The organism is Haloarcula sp. NS06 (assembly GCF_051122755.1).
In the GTDB taxonomy this organism is placed as follows: Archaea; Halobacteriota; Halobacteria; order Halobacteriales; family Haloarculaceae; genus Haloarcula.
On the sequence record NZ_CP184844.1, the window covers coordinates 321,487 to 345,986 of the forward strand.

Genomic DNA, 24,500 nt, shown 5'->3' on the forward strand with positions numbered 1-24,500 from the left:
TCAACATTATCGATCCGGATGTCGCATCGCTGCGCCCCAGCTGTAAACTAATATATATAATCTTGAAACATCACGGCCCCTGTTCTCAGTCTGAGATTCGAGCACGGACACAACTCCCAGATCGTACTGCCAGAGACGCACTTCAGACATTACAGAGTGAAGGAATAGCAAGTAATCAGAAAGGAATCGGTGGCGACGCTCGCAAGATCTCATATTACATTTCAGACTAATCTTTGACGTTCACAAAGTACAAATTAACATGTTGTAATAATCTTAGTCATGGACATAGATGAAGCATATAAATATCTGAATGTAGATGAGGATACAACACTCGAAAGTGTGGAAAGAAGGTACGCAAAACTCGCAAAAGAGTATCATCCAGATCAGGGCGGGGACCCAGAAGAATTCAAAAAATTAATTGAAGCTAGAAATAAAATAAGAGAAAACATCCGCAATCAAGATATAAGATTATACGAAGACACTGGAGTTGTCGAAACGAGCAATTCAAATTACAGTAAGAAAAAAGAAAAAACGAAGAAAACGATTAATCGGATTGAAAGAAGGCAAACTTCCAAATACAGGAGGGTAAAACAATATTTACTTCCTTTTACAGTGCTCGCTGGGGTTATATCCTTGATTAATATATTGAAATCTCTTGTGCAACCGAACATTGTATTTCCCGCGATCCCGTTTGTGAGGGGTGAAATCATGGCTCCAATTTTGATTGTACTTTGCCTGTATTTTGGTGCTATATATTGGTATCTTCGAACCAAAGTGAGAAACCTAGAATTGATGATTACCGAAATTGAAGAAGTATTGGACCAGAAATCGAATATTGTGAGGCTCCTTTCGGATCTTAATGCTGATTTTAACCAAGACAGTATTTCCGAGGAGAATTTAGAGAAGGCAATTTCAGACTGGATGGGTCAGGGGTCTTCTAGTCCGACATTCATTTTCTCTTTCATGTCTCCAAATTTGGATATGCATTCGATTGCAAATAAAATTGGAAGTGGTGATTTCAACCGTATCTTGCTGAGAAAATGTATTGAGAATAATATACTGGAAGAAGAAATCGGATCGAGAGGGTCGGAGGATTGGGAAGTATCATATAAGATCAAACTTGGTGCTGATTGAATAGATACAATACAGTCGATCCTGATACTGAGATATTTCGCAAATTGTGCGGCAAAGTTCGCAGACCATTCCACCGTGGCCCATTGTCACTATCAGGATCGAGTTACATACGTCGGAATGAAGTACTTGGCCGCCACCCAGCCGCCCGTCCATGGCGGTGACCTGCCCAGTTACGCATGTTTTCAATACCCAGTTTCGAGAGCGATATCTCGCTCGCCGTTGATGCCACCAACGCCCCCGACCAACCCGAGGACGTCTTCGAGACGCTGGTCGCAGACCCGAGCCTGTGCTGCCAGCAGTGCTACCGACGCATCCGTGCCCGGCACAATTTCGATCATAACTGGGGTCGCCGCGTTGGTGACATGTTGAGTTTCGTCGAGTACGATCTCCCGGAGGGTGAGCCCAGATGGAACACCGCCGACCGGGAGTACCACGAACAAGAGCGACTCGCTGATCGTACCGAACACGCGAACCCACCGGACGACAATCTCGACTCGTCGACGGCATGTGCGTTCTGCGGCGCCGTCGACACCCATCGGTCGCCATCGACGCGGTCTCGTCGCGAGGCTCTGGAAGCGGCGGTGGGCATCATCGCCACGCTGACCGAGTTCGGTGCCGCTCACGATCCACTCGCATTGCTCGTCGAGGTCGGTGAGCTCAAGCGGGATCCAGACTACGCCGGCGATGACTTCGGGACGTTCTCGACGGCCGTCGCGAGAGCCGTCAAAGCCGGTCGCCGGCCCCGATGATCCGCCACGTAGTCCGGCGGTAGGGTCCGCATCGCCAGTCAACCGGTCGGCCCAGCTCGTCACTCCGACGTCGACCGCCCAGTCCGGATTCAGTACGCTCGTCCCCCACACCCACTTCACGAGCGCGGGGTGCAACTCCCCACCCGGACAGTTATGATTCAGTCAAGCACCGCCAGCCGACTAACCGACCGGGCCGGGGCCCACGATGCATCATGAGTCAGACACAACGGCCCTGGTACGTCCACGATGTCCTCGTCGACGACTACTGCGAGATCGCTCGGTCGGGTGGTGACCTACGGATGCTGAAAACGCTGAAAATCCTGCGCACCATCCTCGTCAACGCTGGCATCATCGGCATTGCCCTGACGGCGCTGTTTCTCACGAACGCCGATGCGACCATCATCACCGTACTCAGTATCGCCACGCTCGGCCTCTACAACGGCATCGACGCCGCCGACTACGCGGCCCTCGCGACAGCGTTCGCCGAGGTCCGGTCGCAACAGACCACCAATCGGGACGACAACTGAGTATGCGACCACAGCAACCCTACCGAGCGCTCCGGTCTGGTATCGGCGCCCTGATCATCGTGTTCGTCGTCGGGCTGTGGGGCCACGGCCAGCTGACCGGTCAGCCCATGGGGACACTCTGGCACATCGTCATGCTCGCCATCGTCATCGCCGCCGGCATCGCCGTGTTCGGTCGGCGGACGTTCACGACGGCGCTCGACGAAGCCGAGCAGGTCAAGGGCGACGACGATGACGGATGACGACCAAGAGGTCAAACGCCGGTGCCCGGTCTGCGGCTGGTCGGGCACAAATTACACTACCTGTCCAGAGTGTGACAAAGGCACGGTGGCCTTCTGATGGGACGTCGCGGCCGAGCAGTTCGCCTATTTAAACTACAAGTGTCAGTTCGACACCCTACGACAATTTCAGTACTATGAGTAACCGAGACCGCCGAGTCACGCTGGCCCTCAAGTGGCATCATCTTGATAACCTCAGCGTCGGCGAAATTCGGGACCGTTTCGAAGCGGAGGGCATCGGCTCGTACACACGGTCGACCATCCGCGACTACCTCAACGACGAGCCGGCCGACGCGGTCATCGAGCAGATCGAGAAGGAGCACGCTAACGTCCGTCTCCAGATCGCCGAGCGCGAGGAGCGGATGTTCCAGCGGGCCCGGGAAGCCGAGGCCGAGGCCACCGAAGACGAGCCGATCGTGCGTGTCGTCCCGAAGACCGACCGCGTCTCCGACGACCGCGAATCGCCCATGCAGTGGCCGGCGTGGGAGATAGTCGAGCCCAGCGACGAAGACTGGCCCGAGTGGGCGACCGAGCGCGACGTTATCATCCGGTTCACCGACGACACGACTGACGTCTTCCCCGGCGAGGAGTACCCGCTGCGAGCTGTGGACGGGTCGCCGAAGTACACTAAGGAGTTCGACGGCCTCCGTCGCGATCAGGACGACTTCAAGGGGCAGGCGATGGCCCGTAACGAACAGTCGAAGCACCTCGAGGCCAAGGGCGAGGCGCTGGGCGTCTACAAGGACCGTGTCGAAGTAGAAGGCTCACTCGAGACGGACTCGACCGTCGCCGTCGACGACGAGACGAAGGCGGCGCTGCGGGAGGCCCTGCGTGCTCGGTACGACCAGGAGGACACAGATGAGTAGTACCACCGACAAGCACGAGCTCGACCCGGACCGCCAGGCCGAGCAGATCTGGCGCGAGTTCGAAGACCCTGCTGTCCAGCGCGATGTGCTGAACCCCTTCGACGGCTGCCCGTGGGACGTCTACTTCAACAGGTTGACCGAGGGGTACATGGAGGCCGAGCGTGACCCGCACGTCCCGATCGGCGACGTCCACGTCCACTGGGCCGAGCAGTTCGCGAGCGACGAGAACATCGGGATGCTGGCCCACCGCGACTCGCTGAAGACGACCTTCTCGCTGGGCTACCTTATCGCCTGCTTGGAGTACCAGCCCGGGTTCATGGCCCACTGGATCACGAACACCCAGGGGCAGGCCCACAAGAAGGCCGACACGGAGTTCTGGAAGATGGTCGAGCGGAACCCGTGGCTCACCAACCTCAACGGCCCGATGGAGCAGGACACCAAGGAGGCCAAGATTTGGGAGCACGGTTCGGGACTGTACGCCGGCTGGCTCTTCGGGGCGATCGAGGGCGACCGCTCGCACCAACTCCTCCTCGACGACGTCATCAAGGAGCGCGGCGACGGCGACACCGAGGAGGTCCTGCAGTGGATCGAGGGTGTCACCGTGCCGATGGTCAAGGACTCCGGGACGACAGCCGTCATCGGGACGCGAAAGAAGCCGGACGACATCTACTCGCACCTGATCGAGCGCGATGCGTACAACTTCACCGAGTACCCGGCCGTCCTCGAGGAGTGGGATCGCGAGTTTCGCGAAGACGATACGTGGCAGGAGCGCCGGCCACCGGAAGACCTCTACACGGAGGTTGACGGCAGCCCACTCGTCGACGACACTGTCCACGTCCTCTGGCCGGAGGCCCGCGGGCCGCGGTACCTCGCCGAGAAGTACGACCAGATGTCTCGCCATCTGTTCTGGCGGGAGTTCTGCATGGTCATCCGCGGGGCGTCGGGCAACCTCATCAACGAGGCAGACGTCAACAAGCTCGTCGACAATGGCGGGTGCTCGATCCGTGGGCAGGATCCACCCCGACAGCTGACGCCCGGCGCCGGCGAGGCGACCGTCGTTGCCCACGACCCGGCCCAGTCCGACACCGGGGACAACGCGGCGTTCACCGCGTGGCGCGTCGGTCGCGATGGCCGGCGTCGACTGCTCGATGCGAAAGCCGAGACGGGGATGCAACCCTCGGCGGTGAAGGCCACGCTGGCCGACCTCGACGAGCGCTACGACCCGGCCGTCGTGGTGATCGAGAGCAACGGGATGCAGCAGTACGTCGCCAACGACGCCCTGGAGTTCTCGGCGTCGCTGCGGGCGAAGGTCACGGGCATCCCGACGACGGGCAAGAAACACAGCTGGGAGAACGGCATCCCGCGACTCCGTCGGCTCGTCGAGAACGGCGGCGTTCAGTTCTACCGTGGCCACTCGGGCACCGAGGACTTCATCCAGGCGGCAATGAGCCTCACGCTGCAGGATGGGAAGCTCCAGGGCCACACGCCGGACCTGATCGCGTCGTGGTACATGGCCGAGCAGGGCATCCGGCATCTGGAAGGGATCGGCGCGCTCGAAGAGGATGACGCCGGCGACGATGGCGGCGACGACAGCTCCAGCGGAGTGAGTTATCTCTAATCATGACAGACGACACATCTGACGAGGCACGCGTCTCCCTGTCCATCTCGACGCCCGGCAACAGCGGGGCGATGTCGAAAGCCAAGGAGACAACGCAGCTTGACGAACGGCGAATCGCAACGGACGTCGGTCGGGGCATCGTCCCGCCGTATAATCCCGAAACGCTGGCCTCGTTCCAAGAACTCAACGAGACGCACCAGGCTTGTCTCCGCAAGAAGGCCCGGTATGAGTGTGGGTACGGGTTCGACATCGTCCCGCACCCAAGCGCCGACAGCCCCGACCCAGACGGGGATGCGTACAAGACAGTCAACAACTTCTGGCACGGCTCGGACTCGAAGTGGTCGATCGGCCCCGAAAACACGACCGCCGCGACGCCCGAGGAGGTACTGGAACTGTCCCGGCTCGACTACCACGGCATCGGGTGGGCGTCGCTGGAGATCCTCGTCGAGGGCGACGGCACGCCAGTCGGGCTGGCCCACGTTCCGTCGGCGACGACCCGCGTTCGCAAGACGACAACGGAGATCGAGACCGCAAACGGCGAGACACGCGAAGAGATCGAAAGTGGTCACGGATACGTCCAAATCCGACAGGGGCGCCGGCGGTACTTCGGCGAGGCCGGCGACCGCTACGGCGACGACCCGACGTTCGTCGACAAGGAGACGGGCGAGGTCGCATCTAGCGCCGAGGACCTCCCGAACGGGCCGGCCAACGAGCTGATCTTCATCCCCAACCCGTCGCCACTGTCGCTGTACTACGGCATCCCAGACTGGGTCGCGTCTATGCGGACGATGGCCGCCGACGAAGCCGCCCAAGAGATGAACCACGACATATTCGACAACCTAGGCATCCCTCACTACGCGATCAAGGTCTACGGCGGCACGCTCACCGAGGAGAGCAAAGAGGAGCTCCGACAACTCCAGCAGAACCTCAAGGGCCAGCGGTACCGGACAGCGATCCTCGAGGTCGACGGCTTCGAGTTCCAGAGCGACGACCCGCTGGCCGAGGGCGACCCAAGCGACGTCGAGATAGAGTTCGAACCGCTGGGGGCGACGGACCAGGCCGACATGGAGTTCCAAGAGTTCCGCCGGCGCAACGAACACGAGATTGCGAAGGTGCACGAGGTGCCGCCGATCCTCATCAACGTCACCGACACGTCGAACCGGTCGAACTCCCAGGCGCAGGTTCAGGAGTTCGCCGAAGACATCATCGCACCGGAGCAGGCGAAGTTTGAGGCACGGCTCTACCGTATCCTGCACCAGACCGCTCTCGGCGTCGACGACTGGACGATCGACTTCGTGCTGCGCGGCGCCGACCGGCCCAAGGAAGAGGCGCAGATGGCCGAGAAGCGTGTCCGGGCCATGCGGATGGCGGGGATCGGGACGGTCAACGAAGCCCGGGAAGAGCTCGGACTGCCGCCCCGGGACGACGAGTACGGCGACATGATGCTGGCTCAGTTCGAGGCAGAGGTCGGCGAAGATGCCACCGGGCAGACGGAAGCCAGCCGGCCGGAGGACGCCCCTCCGAAAGAGAACAAGGTCGGCACTCGCTCTGGCGTCACGGTCGAGGCGGACGACCCGCTCTCGCCCGACGAAACCCGGGTTGATATGATGCAGTTCGACAGCAGCAACCTCGTCGCCGGCCTCTACGACCGCCAGACACGGGACCTCTACATCCGCTTCCACGGCAACCCAGTCGACCGGATCTACGTTTACCTCGACGTCCCCGAGGAGACGTGGCAAGGTCTCAAAGAGGCCAGCAGTCACGGATCCTTCCACCACGAGAACGTCAAGTGGGACTTCGTCTACGAGGAGCTGACCGACACGAGTGGCTGGCCGCAAATAGGAGCCTGAAAATAATATGTGGCCAGGCGCGAAGTTCATTAACATGTCTTTCCAGCTGATTGAAGACTGGAAAAGTGCGGTATATCATCTTGAGCACAAAACGGGTTATTTTGACCCTGGAGAAATCAGACAAGATATTGCCAGAAGATTGTTATACCATCTGATTAATTTGGCTTCTATCGGGCTTTTTCTGTGGGCACTCACAACAATTTTCGAGTTTACCACTACTGATATAATAACAAACCTTCCCGGTTCTTTTGGTGCCGTGTTACTCGCAATAGCACCTCTACGGCAGGAAATACACAGCTTACACTACAGTTCTAGAGATCCAGATGGAGTAGAAAAGGAACGAATGCCTGAACCAATCGTGCGCAATCTTAAAAGGCTAATAGATCGGACACTTGGCCTTCTTTTGGTGTCTATTACATTCTTACTGCAGCTTGGTTTCTGACCTCTACTTCATTTTAAAAATCACCAATGACCGCGGGAGTCCCCGGTTCCCCGCGCGAGGCACGACCGGGCACGATTCTCACATGAGTAAGAACAGCGACAAGGAGCGCGGCGAAAAGCGCGCCGTCCTCGATACCGGTCGTGCCGACGACGAGGATGGCGATGACGCCGCCAACGACGAGGGCTGATACATGACGAACCAGCGCGACGAACAGCACTACGAGAAACGCGTCGACTACGTCCAGAAGGACGAGGACGCCCAGACCGCAACGGGTGTCGTCATGGTTCCGTGGACGGTCGACCATCACGGCGACTGGGAGCGGCCCGAGGCCATCCAGGCGTTCGCCGCCCAGTTCGAAGCGTTCGTCGACGTCGGCGAGGCGGATGGCGGCGTGATGCACGCCGTCTGGCCGTCTGACTGGATGACGCTCGAACGCAACGAGGTCCTCGACGAGGCCGAAGAGATCGGCGGGCAGACCGTCGACGCCGGCGCGTGGATCCAGACCTGGGCCTACCACGACGACGAGCTCTGGAGTCTCGTCGAGGACGATATCCTCAGCGGGCATTCCATCGGCGCGGTTAACGTCGACTGGTCGTACAACGGCGCCGACCCGGACGACCTGCCCGACGAGGTCACCGTCCCCGACACGGTCGACGTCGAGGAGTACTGGGAGCTGACGGACGGCATCATGCAGGAGGTCAGCGCGGTTGACATCCCTGCGGTGCCCGATGCCCAGATCCTTTCGGCGTCGAAGACCCAGGCTGCGACCGCCGAGAAGCGGCTGGCCGATCACCTCGGGAACCGCGACGGGTTCATCGAGGAGGCGATGGAGCGCGGCCACTCCGAAGAGGCGGCCCAGCGGCTGTGGGACGTCCTTGACCGCGGCGTCAACGTCGACGGGGCCAGCCAGCCCGGTGCCAAGAGCAAGCTGACCAGCGCGGCGACGGCGTTTCTCAACACACTGACTGGCTCCGATGACGGCAGCGGGCCCGAGGCCCTGGGTGAGTCGACATCGGCGAAGGGAGCCGACAACCACGCCCCCGGCGGCGACACGCCGGACGACGACGGTGGCAAAGACGCCACCGGTGACGACATGTCTAACAAGGACGATTCGCCCCCCGAATGGGCACAGGAGCTGATGGAACAGACCGAAGAAAACGCCGAGCGGCTGGACGAACTCCAGAATGCCGACGGCGACGACGACCCGCTAGAAGACGCCCCCGAATGGGCAAAAGCAGTCGTCGAGCAAACGGAGAAGAACGCCGAACGCATCGACGCCATCTCCAAGCAGACCGGGACAACTGAGTCCCAGCAGCTGACCGGCGCCGAGAAGGGAAGCGGCGACGGCGGCATCGACGAGCGCGCCGCGTTCTTCACCCCCGAGTCGAAGCTGAATGACCTCGTCGAGCAGTCCGGAGGTGGCCTATGAGCGCTGATGGGTACGCCGGCATGACCGGCGTCCGAAAGGCGAACGAAGACGCGCTCAAAGACATCGCACCCGCCGACCTCTCCGGTGGTGTGATGCCGCGGGACCTCTTCAACGAGTGGTACAGTCGGGTGCAGGACACGTCCATGCTGATGGACATGGTCCGGACGGAGATCCTCCCCGACCGAAGATGGAACTGGCCCGCATCGGCGTCGGCGAGCGGATGCGACGTGGCGCCGGCACCGAAGAGGGGACCTCCAACGGCTCTGCAAGCGTCAACACGGACGGCATCGAGATGGATGCCGAGAAGGGCGTCCTCGACTGGGACCTCCCACAGGAAACTGTCGAGGACACCATCGGACAAGTCGACGAGATCGTGCTGGACAAGATGGCTCGCCAGTGGGCCGTCGACACCCAGGATCTCGGGATCAACGGCGACACGACGGACACGTCTGGCGGCGACAGTCAGGCGTTCCTCACCCAAAACGACGGCTGGCTCAAGATCCTCAACGACCGCAACGCGACCAACACCTACGACCATCAGAGCGGCGCCATCGACACGAGCCTGTTCCACGAGGCCCGGGCGGCGCTCCCGAACAAGTTCAAGCGGTCGGCGACGGTCAACGAGCCCGTCTACATGATGAACCTCTCCCAAATCGAGGACTGGGAGTACGACCTCACGCAGCGGGAGGACCCACTCGGCGCCGCAGTCATCTTCAGCGACGAGGACCTCACGCCGTTCAACTACGACGTCTACGGCTTCGCCGGCTGGCCCGAGGGGACGGCGCTGTTCACCTACCCCGAGAACCTCATCTACGGTGTCTGGCGGGACACCGAGGTCGAAGTGCTTGACCAGACGGACAAGACCGCTGAGAACGACCTCTTCGCCCGCTACTTCATGCGGACCCGGGACGACTTCCAAGTCGAAGACGAAGAGGGCGCAGTTCTCATCAACAACGTCGCAACTGCCTGAGGTGGCTAGTCGATGCCAACAGTCCGGTACACTGCTGACGGCGGCATCTACCGCGTCGGCGGGCACCAGTTCGAGCCCGGCGATGCAAAAACCGTTGACGACGAGCTCGGCGCGTACCTCGCGGATCACGAGTGCTTCGAGGCGGTCGACGACGCCGGCGATGAGGCTGTCGGCCAGGAGGACGGGCCGCCCGACGCTGGGGGCCCGATCCTCGACCCGAGCGAACACTCGGTCAAAGATCTTCGCGACAAACTCAACGACATCGACGACATCGACGTGCTGGCAGCGGTCTACGAGGCGGAAGAGGCCGGCGACACTCGCGACACCGCTATCGAGGCCATCCAGAGCCGCATCAACGCTGTCAAGGAGGACTAACGTATGCCATCCGTCGGGTACTGCACGCTTGAGGATCTGCGTCGGGCGATGCAAGAGGCGTCGCTACCGGGCGACATCTCCCAAGACAAGCAGATCGCCGTCGACTCGATCACGGCCCAGACCGAGTGGCTGGAAAAGACGCTAAAGCGCCACTGGTACGCACCGGCAGGCGCATCGATCCTTGACGAAGCCACTACTATCGACATCCCGACCGGGCCCAAGAGCCGGGACGATGAGGAGGACATCCCCACGTCGTCGGCGATCGTCGTTGACGACGATGGGCCAGTCCCAAAGACGTCGCAGGGGTCGTACGCGAAGGTCGAACTTGCCCGACGGGACGCCCAGAACATCTCAGCGCTACACGTCAGGCAAAGCGATGGGACGTTTGTCGACTGGGTTGACAGCTCAGACTATACTGAAGGGTCGTGGCCGCCGTCGGGCGAGGATTACTACGTCCGGGTCAACAACGGCGGTTGGAGTCGGCTGTACATCGACACCGAAAACCTGCTGAAAGACGGCGAGGATGACGAGTACGCTCTGGACTCGTTCGCGAACGCGGTGTATCTAGAGTGGGAGTACGGCAACGAGGGGATCCCGCAGACCGTTCGCCGTGCAGTCGCGTTCCGGGCGGCCTCTGACTTCGTCGACGATGCCGCCGTGCAGATCCCCGAGAACGCCCGCGTCCGCAGCGTCGAATCGCTAGCCGACCAGTTCGAGCGCAAGGCCGAGGAGTTGTTGGAGGTGTACCGGTGACGTGGCAGACGTCTCGGTCACCATCGAGTTCGACCTCGAGCTCACCACCGACCCGCTCGGCGCGACGCTCGACATCAGCGTCCCGCGGGCGCCGTCCGACGTGGCTGAGACAGAGCCTGCTGGACGGCGTCGAAGAGACGATGGTCGGCGCCCAGGGCAACCTCGTGTACCAGAGCGTGCAGCAGGCCCACAACGCCATCGACAGCTATGCCGGTCAGCAGGGGTACGACCTTGAGTTCTTCTCGGAGACGTTCGCCGGCGTCGACTTCACGCGCGACCGGATGTCCATCCACGTCGAGTGGTCGTGGCAGGGGGACTTGCCGATGTTCTACGAGTTCGGCGTATCTCCCCACACCATCGAGGGCGACCCGCTGTTGCACTTTTTCTGGGAAGAGGCCGACCAGTGGATCCAGACGGAATCGGTTGAATGGGGCAGCGAGACGGGAGGGATCCCGGAGTCCCGTGCGGTCCGTGACAGTCTCAACTGGCTTCGACGGGAGGTCGGGCAAGGATGACTGAAGAGGTCGACTTTCTGATCAGACGCATCCGTGAGGAGTACGGCGCTGGCAGCCTCCCGGCCGGGATGGGACCCGCCGGCGAGGACCCACCCCCGCTGGCGTTGATCGACCGGCAAGACGTCGAAGACGAGGACGATATCGAACAGCGCAAGAGCGAACTGACGCGTGGCAACATCGTCTCGATCGCCAGTGTCGACGAGTCGTCGACGCCGATCGGGACCGAGTACGACCACGATATCGAGCGAGTTGCTGGCATCCGAATCGAGGGCCTGACCGCAGACAAGTACGGCTACGTCGACGAGTCTGGGGACAGCGGCGCGCCCTGGTCCTCGCTGGTCCGGGTGATCCGACGGGCGATCCTGCGTGCTCGGGCTTACCCGGCCACCGGGACGCCGAACATTGACTACACGCATCTGGAGCTGACGAACGCGGCGCCACAGAGCCAGACGTGGTCGGACTACTACCGCTACGACGTCGACGTGCTGTTCGACGGGTTTGAGCGGCTGCCAGACATCTGAGGAGCATTTAGTATGGCAAACGACACGACGGAGACGACAGACACCTACGGCATCGAGTACCCTGCGGTTGGGTACGACGCGACGCCGGATTGGGCGACGCTGTACGGGCAAGCCTTCGATCGGATCGACCAGCTGCTATCTGACGGCAACGTCGGCGTGACGACGGTCGCATCGGCAGCTGACCTGTCCGACGGCGAGCCCGGCTTGTACTATCTCGAAGATGAGGACAGCGTCGTCTGGTTCGACGGCGATACGTCCACGAATTAGGACAACAGATGGTTCAGAAACAATCAACGACTCGAGAGAGCGACGCCGACATCAGCGCGACCGGCGAGGTCCTGCGGGCAGAGACGACCGGGGACGCCCTGGTATCGCTCAACATCGACGCGACAGCCGACGCATCGTACGCCCTTGACGTCAGTCCGACCGGCGACGCCGGCGACTGGTTCAAGGCCGAAGAGACCTACGCCGCAGCCGACGTCGACGATCCCCAAGACATCCGGGACACGTTCGTCGCCGGCGACGCGTACATCCGGGTCCGCGTGACCTCCGCAGCGGCGGCCGGAGAGAACGCTGACATCACCATCCAGCAGGCACACTAACAATGGGACTATTTAGATTCCTCAACCAGTGGCGAGAAAAGCAGGACGGAACGCTCGAAGGACCAGCGCTCACTACAGACAGCCTACAGAACGTCAAGTTTGCCGATGCTGCTGACGGTGCCGCTGCCGTCCAATCGAAATTGGACGCCCTCTCCCCCCTGCGACTCTCTACGTGTTTTCCTCGTCAGAGACTGTCTCGTGGTCGGAATCGGTTCGCGTCCCGAACAACGTCAAATGCGAAGCGTGGGGAGACTTTACCATCGAGATCCCCGACTCGCACAACCTCGATTCGGAGACCGTCCGTGGGGCGTCTTACGACCTCGTTATCGCGAACAAGGACTTTAGCGGATCAGGAGCCGACGTAGCGATTGAGAGTTTCAGCGTCGACTATCAGGGCGATCCATCGAACGGGTCCTCAAAAACGCAGGACCAGAACACCGCCGCAGTCTGGCTCCACGATGTGTCCGACGGAGTTGTACGCGACTGCACGGCCCAAAACGTACTTCCAGACGCAAGCGGTCCCTCTCGGCAGTTCGGCGTGTTACTGTCTGACAGTACAGACTCGGCGGTCATCGACGGTGAGGGTAACAACACGGGATACGAGGGTGTGGGTCTGAGAGCAGCAAACCAGGGATGCAAAGCGATCCGATGTCGCGGTGAGAATAACCGCGTCCATTCGGTTCAGGTCGGATACTGGACTGGAGAAGGGGCGACGCTCGGTGGCGTTTTTGATGACATCACACTCCGAGACTGCGGCGGCGACATCGAAGTCGCCGTCCACGGCTACGGCGCTGCCTCTGAACCCTCCTCAAATATCACAGTCGAAGACTGTTCAACGACCGTCGCATTGCTGGGCCATCTCGAAAACATCGATGTTGAGGACGGAGAAGGGGGCTGTGTCGATATTGCGGGGACTGACAACGATACTGTGATTGACGGGCTCAACGTCCATCACCAGGAGACGGACAATAATGAGGCGGCGGTCAGAATTTACGATTTCTCAGGGAATGTCATAGACATCGACAATCTGAATATATCTGGCACGCATATGAACGTCGATAAGCAGGTTTTGCGCGTATACGGTTCGACTGTGACCGTTCGGAATGCGTGGCTCAGCAACTGCTCGTACAACGCTGCGGGGTCCGTTGGGTTGGTTGATGTCGGGGCCGGAGCGACCGCCGAGACTCTATACTTGCGAGGGGTCTACGCCAACTCGAACGAAGCAGTTTGGGCAACCGATACAGGGTCACTTATTCAGCGCGTCGTGTTTTCTGACTCTCACCTATCCGACACGTTCCCGACAGTGGCCTTCGATAGCGGCACGATCAATAGCGTGATTATCGACGGCAAGGGCGAGGCGGCGCTCGCTGGCGCTGCCCCAGACGCCACAAACTGGCAAACGGGAGATATCGTCGAGGATACGGACAACGCGGGGACGCTCTACTACATCCACGACGACTCGGTGAGTGGCGGTGCGAGTCAGATTGCGACGTAGGCGCTCAGAGTTCACGAAAGTTATATGTAAGTAGAATTGGCATTGAGGTACAATGCCCGCGGATCAGCTTGCAACAACGGCGCTATTCCAATTTACATTTATAACCTTCTTTGTATCAGCCGGCGTTGCTATTTACTTTCGCGATCGGTGGTATGCGCGCCAAACCTTTGTTGCCGGACTACTGGCTGCACTGTTGATTTTAGGGTTCGTGGGCTTGGCACCACTCCCGTTAGTCGAACTCCACAAATTCAGTAATGAGGGGCCTGAAGAAGGATACTTCCATCAGGTATATGTTGTTGATGAGTCTGGAAACGAACTCCAATATGATGTCCGTGCAACGAAACCGATTCTAAATTCCCGTCTAAGCACCTATGCCCTCAATATGGTTCGCGAGTACGATGAACAGGAGCGTCAAGAATCCGCCGCTTTTCTCCTCACAGAGGCGCAGCAGTATCGTTCTAATGTAGCAAATGGCCGCTCACCGATGCAATCTCTATCATTCCCTCGGCATGAGATCAACTACGACTGGCACAACAGAGATCTCAGCCAATACAGTGAGTTCGTGGGGATCCGCATCTACCTTGTAGAGTACTCAACGAGTGACGACGGGACGGAGGTTCAGTCACAATCTAAAGAACTCGTTTATGAATACTCACAGGAGCAATCCACATGACCAATTATTTCAAGAATTCAGTCCGTGCATCACCGGTTAATACAGCCTTCGCACGGGTATTATTGAGTCTGTATATCCTCTGGAAGATACATTCATATGACTGGTTGGAGCTTACCGAATGGCCGTCGTATCTGTTGCCTCATTACCTGATCACTCCGCCAAGCTGGGCGGTTGTCTCCCTCGGAGTTGCGACTGTGGCTCTCGCGGCGGTTATCGTAGGGTATCGCCTCCGCGTTAGTGCGTTTATTGCGGCGGTTGCCGTCTCGCACCTCGGAATCCTTCGAGCATCATCTGGCCTCTCGGGATCTGAGCAATCGATGCAGATTGCAGCATATATATTAGTATTTATCGCGCTCTACAGCGAGAGCGATTATCTGACGATTGACAAACTCAGACAGACAAGCGAGAAACCGCTCGCGGATCTCAATTCCCATCTTAAAGATCATCCTACCGATGATTCGTTCGCACACCCGGTATTGAAGTACGCACTGCTGCTCGTTACAATTCTATATTTCGGCTCAGGAGTAGGAAAAGTAATCAAAGGACCAATACAAGCGTGGATCCAGCCTGAAAGTTTGGCCCGATATATCGTTGCTTGGGGATTGAAGGATCAGACGCAGCCACTGATGGGCTTGTTTTTGAATAATGAGTTGCTCCTGTGGCTGTCGACGATCGGGACACTCGTCCTTGAGCTCGGATTCCTCATCGCCGTCGTAGTTGGGGTTGCTATCTGGCCATTCTTGTTAGGGATGGCTGCGATGCATGTTGTGATTGCGTTGAGTGTTGGTCCGTTCTTTATCGACCAGCTGGTCTTCCTTGGCCTGTTCGTCCCCTGGGATCGACTCTACAGCAGGTGGGCTCATGATGAGCCGCTGGACATCGTATACGACGAACATTGTTACTTCTGCAACCAGTCGCTCCACATCTTCCCGTATTTGGATATCAACGATACGGTGACGTTCTATAGCCAGTACACGGTGCCTGAGGAGTACAAAGACCGAGAAGGAACGGACTTTGAATCCGCAATGTTCGCGTTTCGCGACGACAAGGCGTACCGAGGCTACTGGGCATTCCGTGAACTCCTCCGGCAGTTCACTGTCTTTGCGCCTCTCGTCTGGCTGATGGGTTTCCCGCCGGTGGCAGCGGTTGGCGAACGCGTCTATCAGTACATCGCCGACAATCGCGACCGTCACTTCACCTGTAGTGTGGATCTGGGAGAGGAAGCAGACGATTGACACGCGTGGTCTATTGAACGGCTAATTCTCTGCTAGCTCGCTGAAACAAACACCCATGACCTGCCGGTCGCCGCGGCCGGCGGTGAGGATACCACGCGGCAGTTTTCGAGGACTAATCATGATCATGAGAGACACGTATAGCGGTGGTACAGCATGACCAGCAGCGGCTCTGGCAGCCTCGCGTTTGGGAAAGAACAGTCGTTCAAGGGCTCGCTGGTGACCGACACCAACAGCGACCCGCAGTACTGGCAGTTCGGCCGCAACGAGACGATCACCGAGCTCTCGCTCGACAACCAACTTCAGCGTCTGAGTGAGGCCGGCGCGGTTGAGAGCGTGGAATCGGTCAAGCAGAACTTCGAAGGGGCTTTCGGCGTCGAAGCAGCCATCTCGGCGGACACGTTCGGCGACGTCGAGGACCTCGTGTTCAACGACGGCGGCACACAGTTCACCCACGGCCGGCCCAACTCGGGGCGGATCTACGCCGGCGTCGACTACCTGGACGGCACGAGCGAGCGCGAGCTGATCGGCTGCATCCCGGTCGACTGCACGCCGATCAACTACGAGCAGGGCGGGATGGCGACGTTCTCCATCTCGTTCCTGTACGCGACAGAGAAGCACAGCACATCGATCACGCCCTCGAACGTGACGGCCGTCTCGACTGGGACATCGGCGCCGTCGCACGCGGTCCGTGTCGATATCGACGGCACGACGGTCACGAAACTTCAGTCGGCCCAGATATCGATCAGCAACATCTCGCGGTTCCAGTACGGAAGTCAGGGTCCGGAGCCCATCGACGCCGTCATCGAACAGCCCGAGACAGAGGTCACGACAGAGGCGATCTATTCTGGCCCGTCGCGCCTCGAGTACGCACTCGGCGATGCTGATGCGACCGAGCCACAGGACGACGTCATCGCTGTGCCTGGGACCATCGACGTCACGGTTGACGGGACGCCGGTTTCGACGTACAACTTCCCGCAACTGACGGTCCGGACTGAGGCGTGGAACAACACCATCTCGAGCGACGATATAACGGAACCGCTCACATGGAACGCAGACGGCAAGCCGGCGGTGAGCATCACATGACGTTCAACGAGACACAAATCAACTTCGACGAGAGCATCGAGCAGCTGGAACAGCAGATCGAAGACATCGCCGAGCAGCTGGACGAGTTGGACGACGACAACCCAGCCGTGCCCGGCCTACAGAGCCGGCGGTCGCGCCTCGCGACGCAGCGGAAGGGGGCCATCTGGGCCCGCGACCGTGCGCACGAGAGCGACGACTTCCCAGAGTGGGACGAGGACGTCGACGGCGTCACGCTCAGCGGTGTCCGGGCAGGGACCTTCGCCGGTATCGAGCAGGAGTCGGCCGAGCGTGGCGGCGAGGGGACAGACCTCTTGCTCATCGCCGACGGCACGGTCGAGGCCCCGTACGTCTGCGACAACGACGACATGACGGCAGCGGCCGTCGGCCAGCTACATCCGTACTATCGGGACTGGGCTAGCTCGCGCATCGACGAGCTGATGGATCCAGAGGGAAACGTGATCGGCTCCAGCGACTCGCCGAAGGAGACCTGACTGACGATGAGCTGGACCAGCAGACGGTCTACCGGTACGCCCGCGCGGTCTATATCGACCGGGGCGGCAATCCCGACGACTTCGACACGATGGACTGGACTGCAGTGCTGGACTGGCTCGCTATCCACGATATCCTCGACCTTCGCGGGACGCTGGGGTGGACGGGAGACTAACACATGAGCAACTTCGAGGCATCTGGGACACTCGTCATCGACAGCATCGAGGGCGCACAGGCCGAGATCGAGGACGCCTTTGAGGTGAGTGCGAGCTCCGCGGCGACTAGCTCCAGTCGGTCGGGCGGCCGAGCCGTCCAGAAGGCCGTCGACCACCTCGACCGCAACCTCGACCTCAACGAGACACGGAACGACCTCCTGCGGGAACTGCTGGAGTCGTCGGAGTCGCGACGCTATTCCAGACTGCGGAGTACTGGCAGCACGCTGGGAGTACTCGGCGCCGGCTTCGGGGCGGTCGGCGGGGCCATCGCCGGACTCTCGGGCGCGCTGACTGGGCTCTTGGACAGTCTCCCGTCGGGCGGGCAGGATGGTGGCAGTCAGGATTCTGGCGAGAACGAGTCACCTCCACCCAATCCTTCGCCAGGGCCAGCTCCCGACCCTTCGCCTGGGCCATCACCCGGTCCCTCGCCTGGACCAACGCCACCTTCACCCGGCCCCTCGCCCGGCCCAGAGCCCGACCCAGTCTCTGTTACTCCCGGCGACGTCATCGAGCAGGCCGCGACGGTCTCGGCAGCCGACGTCATCGGGTCAGAGGCTGCTGTTTCGGCGTCTGCACTCATCGCCCAGGCCGCGACCATCGGCCCTGCAGCAGCCATCGGGTCGCAGGCGGCAATCACTGCCAGCGACGTTATTTCGTCGACCGGCGAGCCGACTATCGGCGACATCATCGACCCGGTGACCGACATCTCCGTCTCTGACATCCTCAAGGCGCTCGGCATCGGCGGCGCAGTCGCCGGCGGGGCAGCTGCAGCAAGCCGGTTCGGTAGCGGCGCCGGCGGCAGCCTCGGCGTCGGGGGTGGCATCCCGTCGGGCATCATCCCGCCGGTCAACATCATCCCGCAGTTGCTGGACACGGCCAACGACTTCACCAGTCAGGACCTGCCCGGGTTCGGCGCCGGGCGACAGGGCGGCCAGCAGCAGGCGACCGTCCAAGAGACGACCATCAACAGCCAGCCGTCGGTGACAGTCCAGCAGGATGCGAGCCTCGATCGGCGTCAGAAGGAGGATATCATCAGCCAAACCGTCGAGCAAGTGCGCAATGACCTTGAGAGGAGGCTCTGATGCCGGCGCAGCCGTATCCGATTCTGGAGATCGAAGCGGAAATTGAGGGCACCCAGCGCACTGGACGCTTCGAGATGCGCAAGTCAGACGTCCAAGGCGGCATCCGCACGGGCCCGCTCGTCGACAGTGGCTTCTCGCAGGCGCTCGCCGCTATCTCCGAGATCATCGGTGAGCAGCAGCTCGATGGCATCACCATCAACAACGGCGCCGGGCAACGCTACTGGGAGATTGACCTCGAGGTCCGCGACGAGGGCGACGACGGGCAGTGGGGATACACAGCCGACGAGTCTGTACTCGACTCCGGGAGTGCGTCCGGTGGCGACAAATACCAGAAGAAGCAGATACTCCTCAACTACCTCGAAAAGGGAGAGCCCGACTCGATGACGCCGGCGCGGCTCATCTATGGCGGCTACGCGCCGGACGGGATCATGCCAGAAGACCACGTCGACGTCTACATTGAGGATCCTCAGGGAGACCTGAACCGCAACGAGAGCAGCACCATCCCGATGAGTCTGACCTGCATCCGAACGCTTGACCTCAGTGAACCAGTCAGTGCAACGGAGCGAAACGGATGACACGGACACTGTACGCGCTTCGAGTCCCCGACTCGGCGCTGGAAAAGCCGAGTCAGTCGCAGTCGTTGCAGATCGCGAGCAACTCGCCGCTCAACAGCGACGCTCCGGAGGTCGACACCCTCGGCGCAGACCCGGGTTCGCGGCCGCTGGCTGGTGTCGTGGCAGGCAAGTACGCGAACATGCTCGCCCGCGAGTTCGAGGAGTTGTTCAGCGCCACCAACATTGAGGTCGTGCCGTGGTTCGCCGACCGCGACGACCAGACAGATGCGTATGTCGCGCTCGAGGACGTCACGCTCGAACAGTCCACGGCCCAGGAGTCACGCCTCCAGCGCTTCGACGGCCGCCTCTCGCTGGCCGGCACTCGCGACTCGCACTACCGAGCGCTGTACTGCAACCCGCAGCAGGTCGACAACCCGTGGGGTTCTGGCACTGATGCCCGCGCCGCGGTCCCGCGAGACGGCTACAACGAGATCTGGTGGGACCACGTCACCGGTTCAAAGGTCAATGCAAGCCCCAAAGAGGTTGTTTGGGGCGAGCATACGTATGTCGACATCCACGACGCCCGCAACGGGCTAGACAACCCGGTCCTGCTCTACGAGATTCCGTACGACGGGGAGTGGGAGGCCGACGTCACTGTCTGGGATACGTACAACCGGGACAGAGCTGTCAGCGAGACCGTCAACGGGGCCGTCCAGACCATCGATCCGGCGTGGCAGCGTTGCTTTGTCAGTAGCCACGAGTTCGTCGGGAACCCGGTCGTGAAGAATGAGAATCTAAAGCTCGAGTTCAACATCGACACCAGAGACTACAGCAGCCTCAACGACGAACTCTTCGCCTATCGCTGGGACGGGTCGAACGAGACGTACAGCCAGGTGTCGCTCGGGTCCTCAGACTGGCGAATCAGGTCTATCGACTTCCAGCGGATCGGCGTCGAACGAGTCACGGCCCAGACTGAGTGGCTCAACACCAGCAACGACAACACCCACCGTCTCGATATGAACGTCTGGCGAGGCGAGGACAACGCGCTCTTCACCGTCCCAGACAACGGCACAGATCCGCCCTCCGGACTGATCACTCGCCTCAACCCGATAGCTGCAGGCTACGAGTGGGTGTCCGGGCAGGTCTCTGATATCGTCGCGAAGTCGGAGGTGCGTGAGTAGTGACGTCGATAGTCCCTGGCCGCGGGTGGCACATCGAGGTTGTCCACCCCAACGGCAACGTCTGGCGTCCCGACACCGTCGGCGAGCCGACGCCGAAGCCGACCATCAACGGCCTGCCACGGCTGTCGGTGCCCGTGCGAGCGTGCGATCGCTACGCCAAGGGTGACTTCGACGGACAGCCGATGCGTGTCTGGTACAACGGCGTCCGGCTGCCCGTCGATCAGGTCGACAAGCCCCGGGCGACCGAGCGAGGCTGGGTGCTCGAGGGCCGCGGCGCTGTCGAGCTCGACGAGCGCGTCAGGTTGGAGGTCGACACCAAGGCCGCGCATCTGGTTGCCGAGGACGTCATCGGCCAGACGCCGTACACGCCTGATGTGGATGCACCGCCGAGCAACGCGTCGGGCAAACTGATTCTGTCAGCCGATACAACGAGCGAGTGGGCCGATGCCCTCCCGTCGTTCTCGGACGATGTCCCGTTGACGATCTCGAACGGGCAGATCTACCAGCACCAGACGTCGTGGCTGCAAGAGGCCGAGAATGAGACGTTCTTCGGTGGCACGGTTTCGAACTCGAACGCCAGCGCCGGCGATGCAGTACAGATGAGTTCGACAGCCCACTACCTCGACTATTCGTGGACGCCGCAGTACGATGTCCCGGCGGAAACTCTTGCGGCGACGATTCGCCTCCGTGCTCCGAGCGGGTCAGGTCCCGGGTTCGAGGCCACAATCGACGGGAACTCCGTGTATAAGATTGCTGCCGGCGGATACGGCAGCGACTCATTCCGATTCCTCGAGACAAGTGCCGATGGCAACGCCCCCGCCGTCTCTGCTGGCAGCTCGGTTGACGTCGAGATCGCGATCACCGAAGAGAATGGCGAGGTGCTCGAAGTTGACACACTCGGGCTAACCGACGACCGCTTCGATTACACATTTCCGTCGAGTGTCGACAGCAACGGCTATCTACCCGGTCCGCAGCCATATCCACGGCTGCAACTGATCGACGCGAAGGACGTGACGACGTCACTGGCAGCCGAAGCTGCGCAACTGACGGCCGTCTACGATAATACGGCGAACGCCCAGCAGATCCAAGTCTCGAACGACAACGGATCCACGTACCAACCGAACAACGGCTCAGAGAACAACACCGAGTCGATTGACGTCACCTTCTCGGACCCCTCGAGCAGCGTCCGGGCCCGCTTCGGGATCGGCCGCTACGGGAGTGGACGGACCCAGTCACCGTCGACGGGCTACCAGACGCAGTCGGTCGACTCGTTCGAGCTCTACGCAGAACTGAGCGACACGCCGCTGGTCATCAACCAGACCTTCGACGACTCTGTCGAATCTGTCTTGAACCAGATCGCGCCGCCGGGCACGGTCTGGCAGGCCGTTCGCGATGGCGACTCGTACAAGATCATCTGGACGGAGGCAGGACAGCGGACAGCAGACGAAGAGACAGACGTCTCGAACTGGGAGTATGAGCGCCGCGTCGAGCAGGCCGTCGACAAGGTCGTCATCAAGGGCTCGGTGCTGCGCCGGCGCGATGAGCGCGTGACTGTCCAGCACGACACGCCTGTCGCGCTAGATGAGGACGAACTCGTCCACGGGCGGGAGACCGTCTACGATCCCGGAACGTCGACCGAGTTCGTCGAGGGCCAGGACTACAGCCTCAACGCCCAGCCCGGAGAACTGGTCGCGCTGTCGACCGGGAACATCAGCGACGGGCAGGACGTCGCCATCGACTACGGCTACCGGCCCGTCGGGGAGTCGTCGACGAACGTCTCGGATCCCCACACGATCGTCCGTCCAATCACTGGGCTGACGACGGACCGAGAGTGTACGCTCGTGGCCGAGCAACTCGCCGGCGAGCTGGACACGCCGGTCGTCGAGGGCACGGTCACGCTGTCGGCCGACCGGACGGACTGGTCGCTTGTTGAGTCACGCAAGTTCGAGGCGCTGCCGACGCCGGAGCTGGTCGACATCCACGACGCCCAACCGTCGGCGAGCGGGACGGACCTCCGCATCGGGTCGCGCCAGCCGACCGAGGAGATCATCGACGACATCCGGTCTCAGATCTCACAGAACGCAGAGCGGTCATGAACCTGTCCGTATGGGGTCTCGCTTCAAACGATTAATTCGGCCGTAAGTTAGCTAGCACAACGCTCGTGCCGTCGTTGGTTCGAGGCACGCTGTTCGCAAGCAGGTGAGCGTCGCTCTCGTCGACATCGAGTATCCCAGTCCGGACCACACGAGGCCCGTCTTCGCGCTCGCCGGTCAGGGTGAAACACAACTGACCGTCGACCTTCCCACCGACGACGGCGATCGTTTCGACCTCCTCGGGAAACGAGATCGTCGTCCAACCCTCCGGCTTGCGGACCTGCAGTTCCATACTCGGCACTCGGCTGTGCTGAGTGATGACTCCATCGCAGAAGAGATATTCGTGCTTTGGCCAGACCTCATCGACCAGACACATCATTCTCCCGCCGCTGGAGGCAACGAGCACCCGATGTGCATCCTGCCACTACGGCTGTCCGATCACTGCGTACCGAATTGACCGAGAGCTCTACGCTAAACCCATTCCGACACTCACCGCCGCAAGTACAAGACTGAGTACGCCGATTATGGCTATAAGCAACTCTGTGTTACTCAGTCCTCCTGTTTTGCGGTTCGTTCGATTTACTGTTGTCTGTGTCCGGTTCTTGATTCCGCTGCCTTCGTCGTCTTTTGTCATTGATGACTCTGATAGAGTCCGGTCCTGTGGGATGCCAGTGGTCAAAACGGGCTCCACGGCCGGCGTATGGCTGTTTTCTGCCCGATTCAGCGGTAGATATGTAGTCATCGATAGCGTTTAATCCTTCTTGTCTGCCGTTCGACATCACCCATGGCGGTTTCTGTAGTTGTGACTGCGGCACTTGACGAACTGTTCTTGTGACGCCTGAAACGCCAACTGCGTGCGATAGAATAGAGCCGGTGATTTTCCTTAATACTGTCTTGACCGAAGTGAATGTAAAAATATAACTCTGAAACCACCAGACAGGAGTGCATCTCCCAGTCGAAACTGACGGGGGTTTGTGGATGGATAAAACCTTCTTAAACAGATGAATCTACGAGACCCGAAATAGGCTACCAGAAAAACTGGAGCCCGTTTTGACCAATATAATCTGCAACCACGGCGGTAATAAATGTATGGAATCGCTCCAAATTGAGCCTCGAGACCTTCAGCTACGTCGCGGCGTCGGGTTCCACACACCCAGATAACAATCAGAATTTGTAACTTGGCACCACCCTGCAAGTGTTTCTCACTGTGTTAGTTTACTCCGGAAACAGTGGTGTGTCTCCCGCTCCGAAACAATACTCACTGCCAGCCAGTCGCTGTGTCGGCTAGACGCTTGCGACTGTGGTCCCGACCCAGACGCCGAGTGCCGCGCTGGCGATCCCCAGTCCCAACAGCGCGTAATTCGCGAGTGGATTCTTCGCTGTGACAACATCAAGCGAGTAATGTGTATCGTCGGCGGGACGCCACGGTCGGACGCCAGCCGGCGTGAGAGCATCAGCAGCGATGTGCGACAGGATAGTTCCCGAACCAACAACGAACCCTGTCACCGCCGACGCGACAGGGCCGGCGATGGTGAGTGCCACCGCGCCCAGAGCCGTGATCACGCCGACCAGCAGTGCGAACCAGACCGTGTGGGTCAGGCCGCGATGCGTGACACCCGGCACGCGCTGGTCGAGATCGGGCACCATCGCGAGGGCGACCGCGCCGACCGCTGCCAGAAACGCGAGTGCAACGAAGCCAGTGGCGATGAGGACCGCGCCGATCGGGGCGATGAACAACAGCGCTGCGCCGTAGTGGCCGTTCTGGTACATCGGG

General features: G+C 60.4%; 27 protein-coding genes. 25 read left to right on the forward strand and 2 right to left on the reverse strand.

The window, feature by feature from the left end:
* The first annotated feature begins 279 nt into the window (after positions 1-279).
* The 25 genes from ACODNH_RS05295 to ACODNH_RS05415 all read left to right on the forward strand — a co-directional run bounded on the left by ACODNH_RS05295 (position 280) and on the right by ACODNH_RS05415 (position 22,729).
* Positions 280-1,134, forward strand: a complete 855-nt coding sequence (locus ACODNH_RS05295; protein ID WP_434531028.1) for a J domain-containing protein — start codon at positions 280-282, stop codon at positions 1,132-1,134.
* A gap of 176 nt (positions 1,135-1,310) precedes the next feature.
* On the forward strand, positions 1,311-1,883 hold the full coding sequence (locus ACODNH_RS05300) for a hypothetical protein (RefSeq protein WP_434531029.1): 573 nt from the start codon (positions 1,311-1,313) through the stop codon (positions 1,881-1,883).
* 212 nt (positions 1,884-2,095) lie between these two features.
* Positions 2,096-2,410, forward strand: a complete 315-nt coding sequence (locus ACODNH_RS05305; protein WP_434531030.1) for a hypothetical protein — start codon at positions 2,096-2,098, stop codon at positions 2,408-2,410.
* A gap of 2 nt (positions 2,411-2,412) precedes the next feature.
* Positions 2,413-2,649 carry a hypothetical protein gene (locus tag ACODNH_RS05310; protein ID WP_434531031.1) on the forward strand — a complete coding sequence of 79 codons (237 nt, stop codon included), beginning with the start codon at positions 2,413-2,415 and terminating at the stop codon, positions 2,647-2,649.
* Between the two features lie 173 nt (positions 2,650-2,822).
* Complete coding sequence (locus ACODNH_RS05315) at positions 2,823-3,551, forward strand: hypothetical protein (protein ID WP_434531032.1); 729 nt, start codon at positions 2,823-2,825, stop codon at positions 3,549-3,551.
* Entirely contained in the window at positions 3,544-5,169 is a 1,626-nt protein-coding gene (locus ACODNH_RS05320; protein ID WP_434531033.1) for a hypothetical protein, read from the forward strand. Before ACODNH_RS05315 ends, ACODNH_RS05320 begins: the two co-directional genes overlap by 8 nt.
* Positions 5,170-5,171: 2 nt before the next feature.
* A complete protein-coding gene (locus ACODNH_RS05325; RefSeq protein ID WP_434531034.1) occupies positions 5,172-7,019 on the forward strand; it encodes a phage portal protein in 1,848 nt (615 codons plus the stop codon).
* A 34-nt stretch (positions 7,020-7,053) separates the two neighbouring features.
* Entirely contained in the window at positions 7,054-7,461 is a 408-nt protein-coding gene (locus ACODNH_RS05330) for a hypothetical protein (protein ID WP_434531035.1), read from the forward strand.
* Between the two features lie 190 nt (positions 7,462-7,651).
* A complete protein-coding gene (locus tag ACODNH_RS05335; protein WP_434531036.1) occupies positions 7,652-8,890 on the forward strand; it encodes an XkdF-like putative serine protease domain-containing protein in 1,239 nt (412 codons plus the stop codon).
* 187 nt (positions 8,891-9,077) lie between these two features.
* Positions 9,078-9,860, forward strand: a complete 783-nt coding sequence (locus ACODNH_RS05340; protein ID WP_434531037.1) for a hypothetical protein — start codon at positions 9,078-9,080, stop codon at positions 9,858-9,860.
* A 12-nt stretch (positions 9,861-9,872) separates the two neighbouring features.
* Positions 9,873-10,235 carry a hypothetical protein gene (locus ACODNH_RS05345; protein WP_434531038.1) on the forward strand — a complete coding sequence of 121 codons (363 nt, stop codon included), beginning with the start codon at positions 9,873-9,875 and terminating at the stop codon, positions 10,233-10,235.
* A gap of 3 nt (positions 10,236-10,238) precedes the next feature.
* Positions 10,239-10,988 (forward strand): hypothetical protein, encoded by a 750-nt coding sequence (locus ACODNH_RS05350; RefSeq protein WP_434531039.1) that lies wholly within the window; start codon positions 10,239-10,241, stop codon positions 10,986-10,988.
* The gene (locus ACODNH_RS05355) at positions 10,985-11,503 is read left to right on the forward strand and encodes a hypothetical protein (RefSeq protein ID WP_434531040.1); all 519 of its coding nucleotides are present in this window, start codon (positions 10,985-10,987) and stop codon (positions 11,501-11,503) included. The genes ACODNH_RS05350 and ACODNH_RS05355 overlap by 4 nt, the downstream gene beginning before the upstream one ends.
* Positions 11,500-12,024 (forward strand): hypothetical protein, encoded by a 525-nt coding sequence (locus tag ACODNH_RS05360; protein ID WP_434531041.1) that lies wholly within the window; start codon positions 11,500-11,502, stop codon positions 12,022-12,024. Before ACODNH_RS05355 ends, ACODNH_RS05360 begins: the two co-directional genes overlap by 4 nt.
* Positions 12,025-12,036: 12 nt before the next feature.
* A complete protein-coding gene (locus ACODNH_RS05365) occupies positions 12,037-12,291 on the forward strand; it encodes a hypothetical protein (protein ID WP_434531042.1) in 255 nt (84 codons plus the stop codon).
* 8 nt (positions 12,292-12,299) lie between these two features.
* Positions 12,300-12,626: a hypothetical protein gene (locus ACODNH_RS05370; RefSeq protein ID WP_434531043.1), complete on the forward strand. Its 327-nt coding sequence runs from the start codon at positions 12,300-12,302 to the stop codon at positions 12,624-12,626.
* Between the two features lie 172 nt (positions 12,627-12,798).
* A complete protein-coding gene (locus ACODNH_RS05375) occupies positions 12,799-14,121 on the forward strand; it encodes a hypothetical protein (RefSeq protein WP_434531044.1) in 1,323 nt (440 codons plus the stop codon).
* 52 nt (positions 14,122-14,173) lie between these two features.
* A complete protein-coding gene (locus tag ACODNH_RS05380) occupies positions 14,174-14,794 on the forward strand; it encodes a hypothetical protein (RefSeq protein WP_434531045.1) in 621 nt (206 codons plus the stop codon).
* The gene (locus tag ACODNH_RS05385; RefSeq protein ID WP_434531046.1) at positions 14,791-16,029 is read left to right on the forward strand and encodes a DCC1-like thiol-disulfide oxidoreductase family protein; all 1,239 of its coding nucleotides are present in this window, start codon (positions 14,791-14,793) and stop codon (positions 16,027-16,029) included. The genes ACODNH_RS05380 and ACODNH_RS05385 overlap by 4 nt, the downstream gene beginning before the upstream one ends.
* A 153-nt stretch (positions 16,030-16,182) precedes the next feature.
* Positions 16,183-17,112 carry a phage tail tube protein gene (locus ACODNH_RS05390; RefSeq protein WP_434531047.1) on the forward strand — a complete coding sequence of 310 codons (930 nt, stop codon included), beginning with the start codon at positions 16,183-16,185 and terminating at the stop codon, positions 17,110-17,112.
* Positions 17,073-17,603 (forward strand): hypothetical protein, encoded by a 531-nt coding sequence (locus ACODNH_RS05395; RefSeq protein WP_434531048.1) that lies wholly within the window; start codon positions 17,073-17,075, stop codon positions 17,601-17,603. Before ACODNH_RS05390 ends, ACODNH_RS05395 begins: the two co-directional genes overlap by 40 nt.
* A 176-nt stretch (positions 17,604-17,779) precedes the next feature.
* Positions 17,780-18,898 (forward strand): hypothetical protein, encoded by a 1,119-nt coding sequence (locus tag ACODNH_RS05400; RefSeq protein WP_434531049.1) that lies wholly within the window; start codon positions 17,780-17,782, stop codon positions 18,896-18,898.
* Positions 18,898-19,473 carry a hypothetical protein gene (locus ACODNH_RS05405; protein ID WP_434531050.1) on the forward strand — a complete coding sequence of 192 codons (576 nt, stop codon included), beginning with the start codon at positions 18,898-18,900 and terminating at the stop codon, positions 19,471-19,473. Before ACODNH_RS05400 ends, ACODNH_RS05405 begins: the two co-directional genes overlap by 1 nt.
* Positions 19,470-20,633 carry a hypothetical protein gene (locus ACODNH_RS05410; RefSeq protein ID WP_434531051.1) on the forward strand — a complete coding sequence of 388 codons (1,164 nt, stop codon included), beginning with the start codon at positions 19,470-19,472 and terminating at the stop codon, positions 20,631-20,633. The genes ACODNH_RS05405 and ACODNH_RS05410 overlap by 4 nt, the downstream gene beginning before the upstream one ends.
* Positions 20,633-22,729: a hypothetical protein gene (locus ACODNH_RS05415; RefSeq protein ID WP_434531052.1), complete on the forward strand. Its 2,097-nt coding sequence runs from the start codon at positions 20,633-20,635 to the stop codon at positions 22,727-22,729. The genes ACODNH_RS05410 and ACODNH_RS05415 overlap by 1 nt, the downstream gene beginning before the upstream one ends.
* A gap of 31 nt (positions 22,730-22,760) precedes the next feature.
* On the opposite strand, the gene ACODNH_RS05420 is transcribed toward ACODNH_RS05415, so the two are convergent.
* Both ACODNH_RS05420 and ACODNH_RS05425 read right to left on the reverse strand, forming a co-directional pair.
* Entirely contained in the window at positions 22,761-23,018 is a 258-nt protein-coding gene (locus ACODNH_RS05420) for a hypothetical protein (protein WP_434531053.1), read from the reverse strand.
* A gap of 992 nt (positions 23,019-24,010) precedes the next feature.
* Positions 24,011-24,496 carry a metal-dependent hydrolase gene (locus tag ACODNH_RS05425; RefSeq protein ID WP_434531054.1) on the reverse strand — a complete coding sequence of 162 codons (486 nt, stop codon included), beginning with the start codon at positions 24,494-24,496 and terminating at the stop codon, positions 24,011-24,013.
* Positions 24,497-24,500 lie beyond the last annotated feature (4 nt).

Bases quoted from the DNA above. Each gene is read 5' to 3' on its own strand.
- ACODNH_RS05320 (WP_434531033.1), top strand. From the start codon at position 3,544: ATGAGTAGTACCACCGACAAGCACGAGCTCGACCCGGACCGCCAGGCC.
- ACODNH_RS05380 (WP_434531045.1), top strand. From the start codon at position 14,174: ATGCCCGCGGATCAGCTTGCAACAACGGCGCTATTCCAATTTACATTT.
- ACODNH_RS05350 (WP_434531039.1), top strand. From the start codon at position 10,239: ATGCCATCCGTCGGGTACTGCACGCTTGAGGATCTGCGTCGGGCGATG.
- ACODNH_RS05390 (WP_434531047.1), top strand. From the start codon at position 16,183: ATGACCAGCAGCGGCTCTGGCAGCCTCGCGTTTGGGAAAGAACAGTCG.
- ACODNH_RS05360 (WP_434531041.1), top strand. From the start codon at position 11,500: ATGACTGAAGAGGTCGACTTTCTGATCAGACGCATCCGTGAGGAGTAC.
- ACODNH_RS05340 (WP_434531037.1), top strand. From the start codon at position 9,078: ATGGAACTGGCCCGCATCGGCGTCGGCGAGCGGATGCGACGTGGCGCC.
- ACODNH_RS05400 (WP_434531049.1), top strand. From the start codon at position 17,780: ATGAGCAACTTCGAGGCATCTGGGACACTCGTCATCGACAGCATCGAG.
- ACODNH_RS05300 (WP_434531029.1), top strand. From the start codon at position 1,311: ATGTTTTCAATACCCAGTTTCGAGAGCGATATCTCGCTCGCCGTTGAT.
- ACODNH_RS05335 (WP_434531036.1), top strand. From the start codon at position 7,652: ATGACGAACCAGCGCGACGAACAGCACTACGAGAAACGCGTCGACTAC.
- ACODNH_RS05310 (WP_434531031.1), top strand. From the start codon at position 2,413: ATGCGACCACAGCAACCCTACCGAGCGCTCCGGTCTGGTATCGGCGCC.
- ACODNH_RS05345 (WP_434531038.1), top strand. From the start codon at position 9,873: ATGCCAACAGTCCGGTACACTGCTGACGGCGGCATCTACCGCGTCGGC.
- ACODNH_RS05420 (WP_434531053.1), bottom strand. From the start codon at position 23,018: ATGGAACTGCAGGTCCGCAAGCCGGAGGGTTGGACGACGATCTCGTTT.
- ACODNH_RS05425 (WP_434531054.1), bottom strand. From the start codon at position 24,496: ATGTACCAGAACGGCCACTACGGCGCAGCGCTGTTGTTCATCGCCCCG.
- ACODNH_RS05370 (WP_434531043.1), top strand. From the start codon at position 12,300: ATGGTTCAGAAACAATCAACGACTCGAGAGAGCGACGCCGACATCAGC.
- ACODNH_RS05385 (WP_434531046.1), top strand. From the start codon at position 14,791: ATGACCAATTATTTCAAGAATTCAGTCCGTGCATCACCGGTTAATACA.
- ACODNH_RS05295 (WP_434531028.1), top strand. From the start codon at position 280: ATGGACATAGATGAAGCATATAAATATCTGAATGTAGATGAGGATACA.
- ACODNH_RS05305 (WP_434531030.1), top strand. From the start codon at position 2,096: ATGAGTCAGACACAACGGCCCTGGTACGTCCACGATGTCCTCGTCGAC.
- ACODNH_RS05405 (WP_434531050.1), top strand. From the start codon at position 18,898: ATGCCGGCGCAGCCGTATCCGATTCTGGAGATCGAAGCGGAAATTGAG.
- ACODNH_RS05325 (WP_434531034.1), top strand. From the start codon at position 5,172: ATGACAGACGACACATCTGACGAGGCACGCGTCTCCCTGTCCATCTCG.
- ACODNH_RS05365 (WP_434531042.1), top strand. From the start codon at position 12,037: ATGGCAAACGACACGACGGAGACGACAGACACCTACGGCATCGAGTAC.
- ACODNH_RS05330 (WP_434531035.1), top strand. From the start codon at position 7,054: ATGTCTTTCCAGCTGATTGAAGACTGGAAAAGTGCGGTATATCATCTT.
- ACODNH_RS05395 (WP_434531048.1), top strand. From the start codon at position 17,073: ATGGAACGCAGACGGCAAGCCGGCGGTGAGCATCACATGACGTTCAAC.
- ACODNH_RS05410 (WP_434531051.1), top strand. From the start codon at position 19,470: ATGACACGGACACTGTACGCGCTTCGAGTCCCCGACTCGGCGCTGGAA.
- ACODNH_RS05315 (WP_434531032.1), top strand. From the start codon at position 2,823: ATGAGTAACCGAGACCGCCGAGTCACGCTGGCCCTCAAGTGGCATCAT.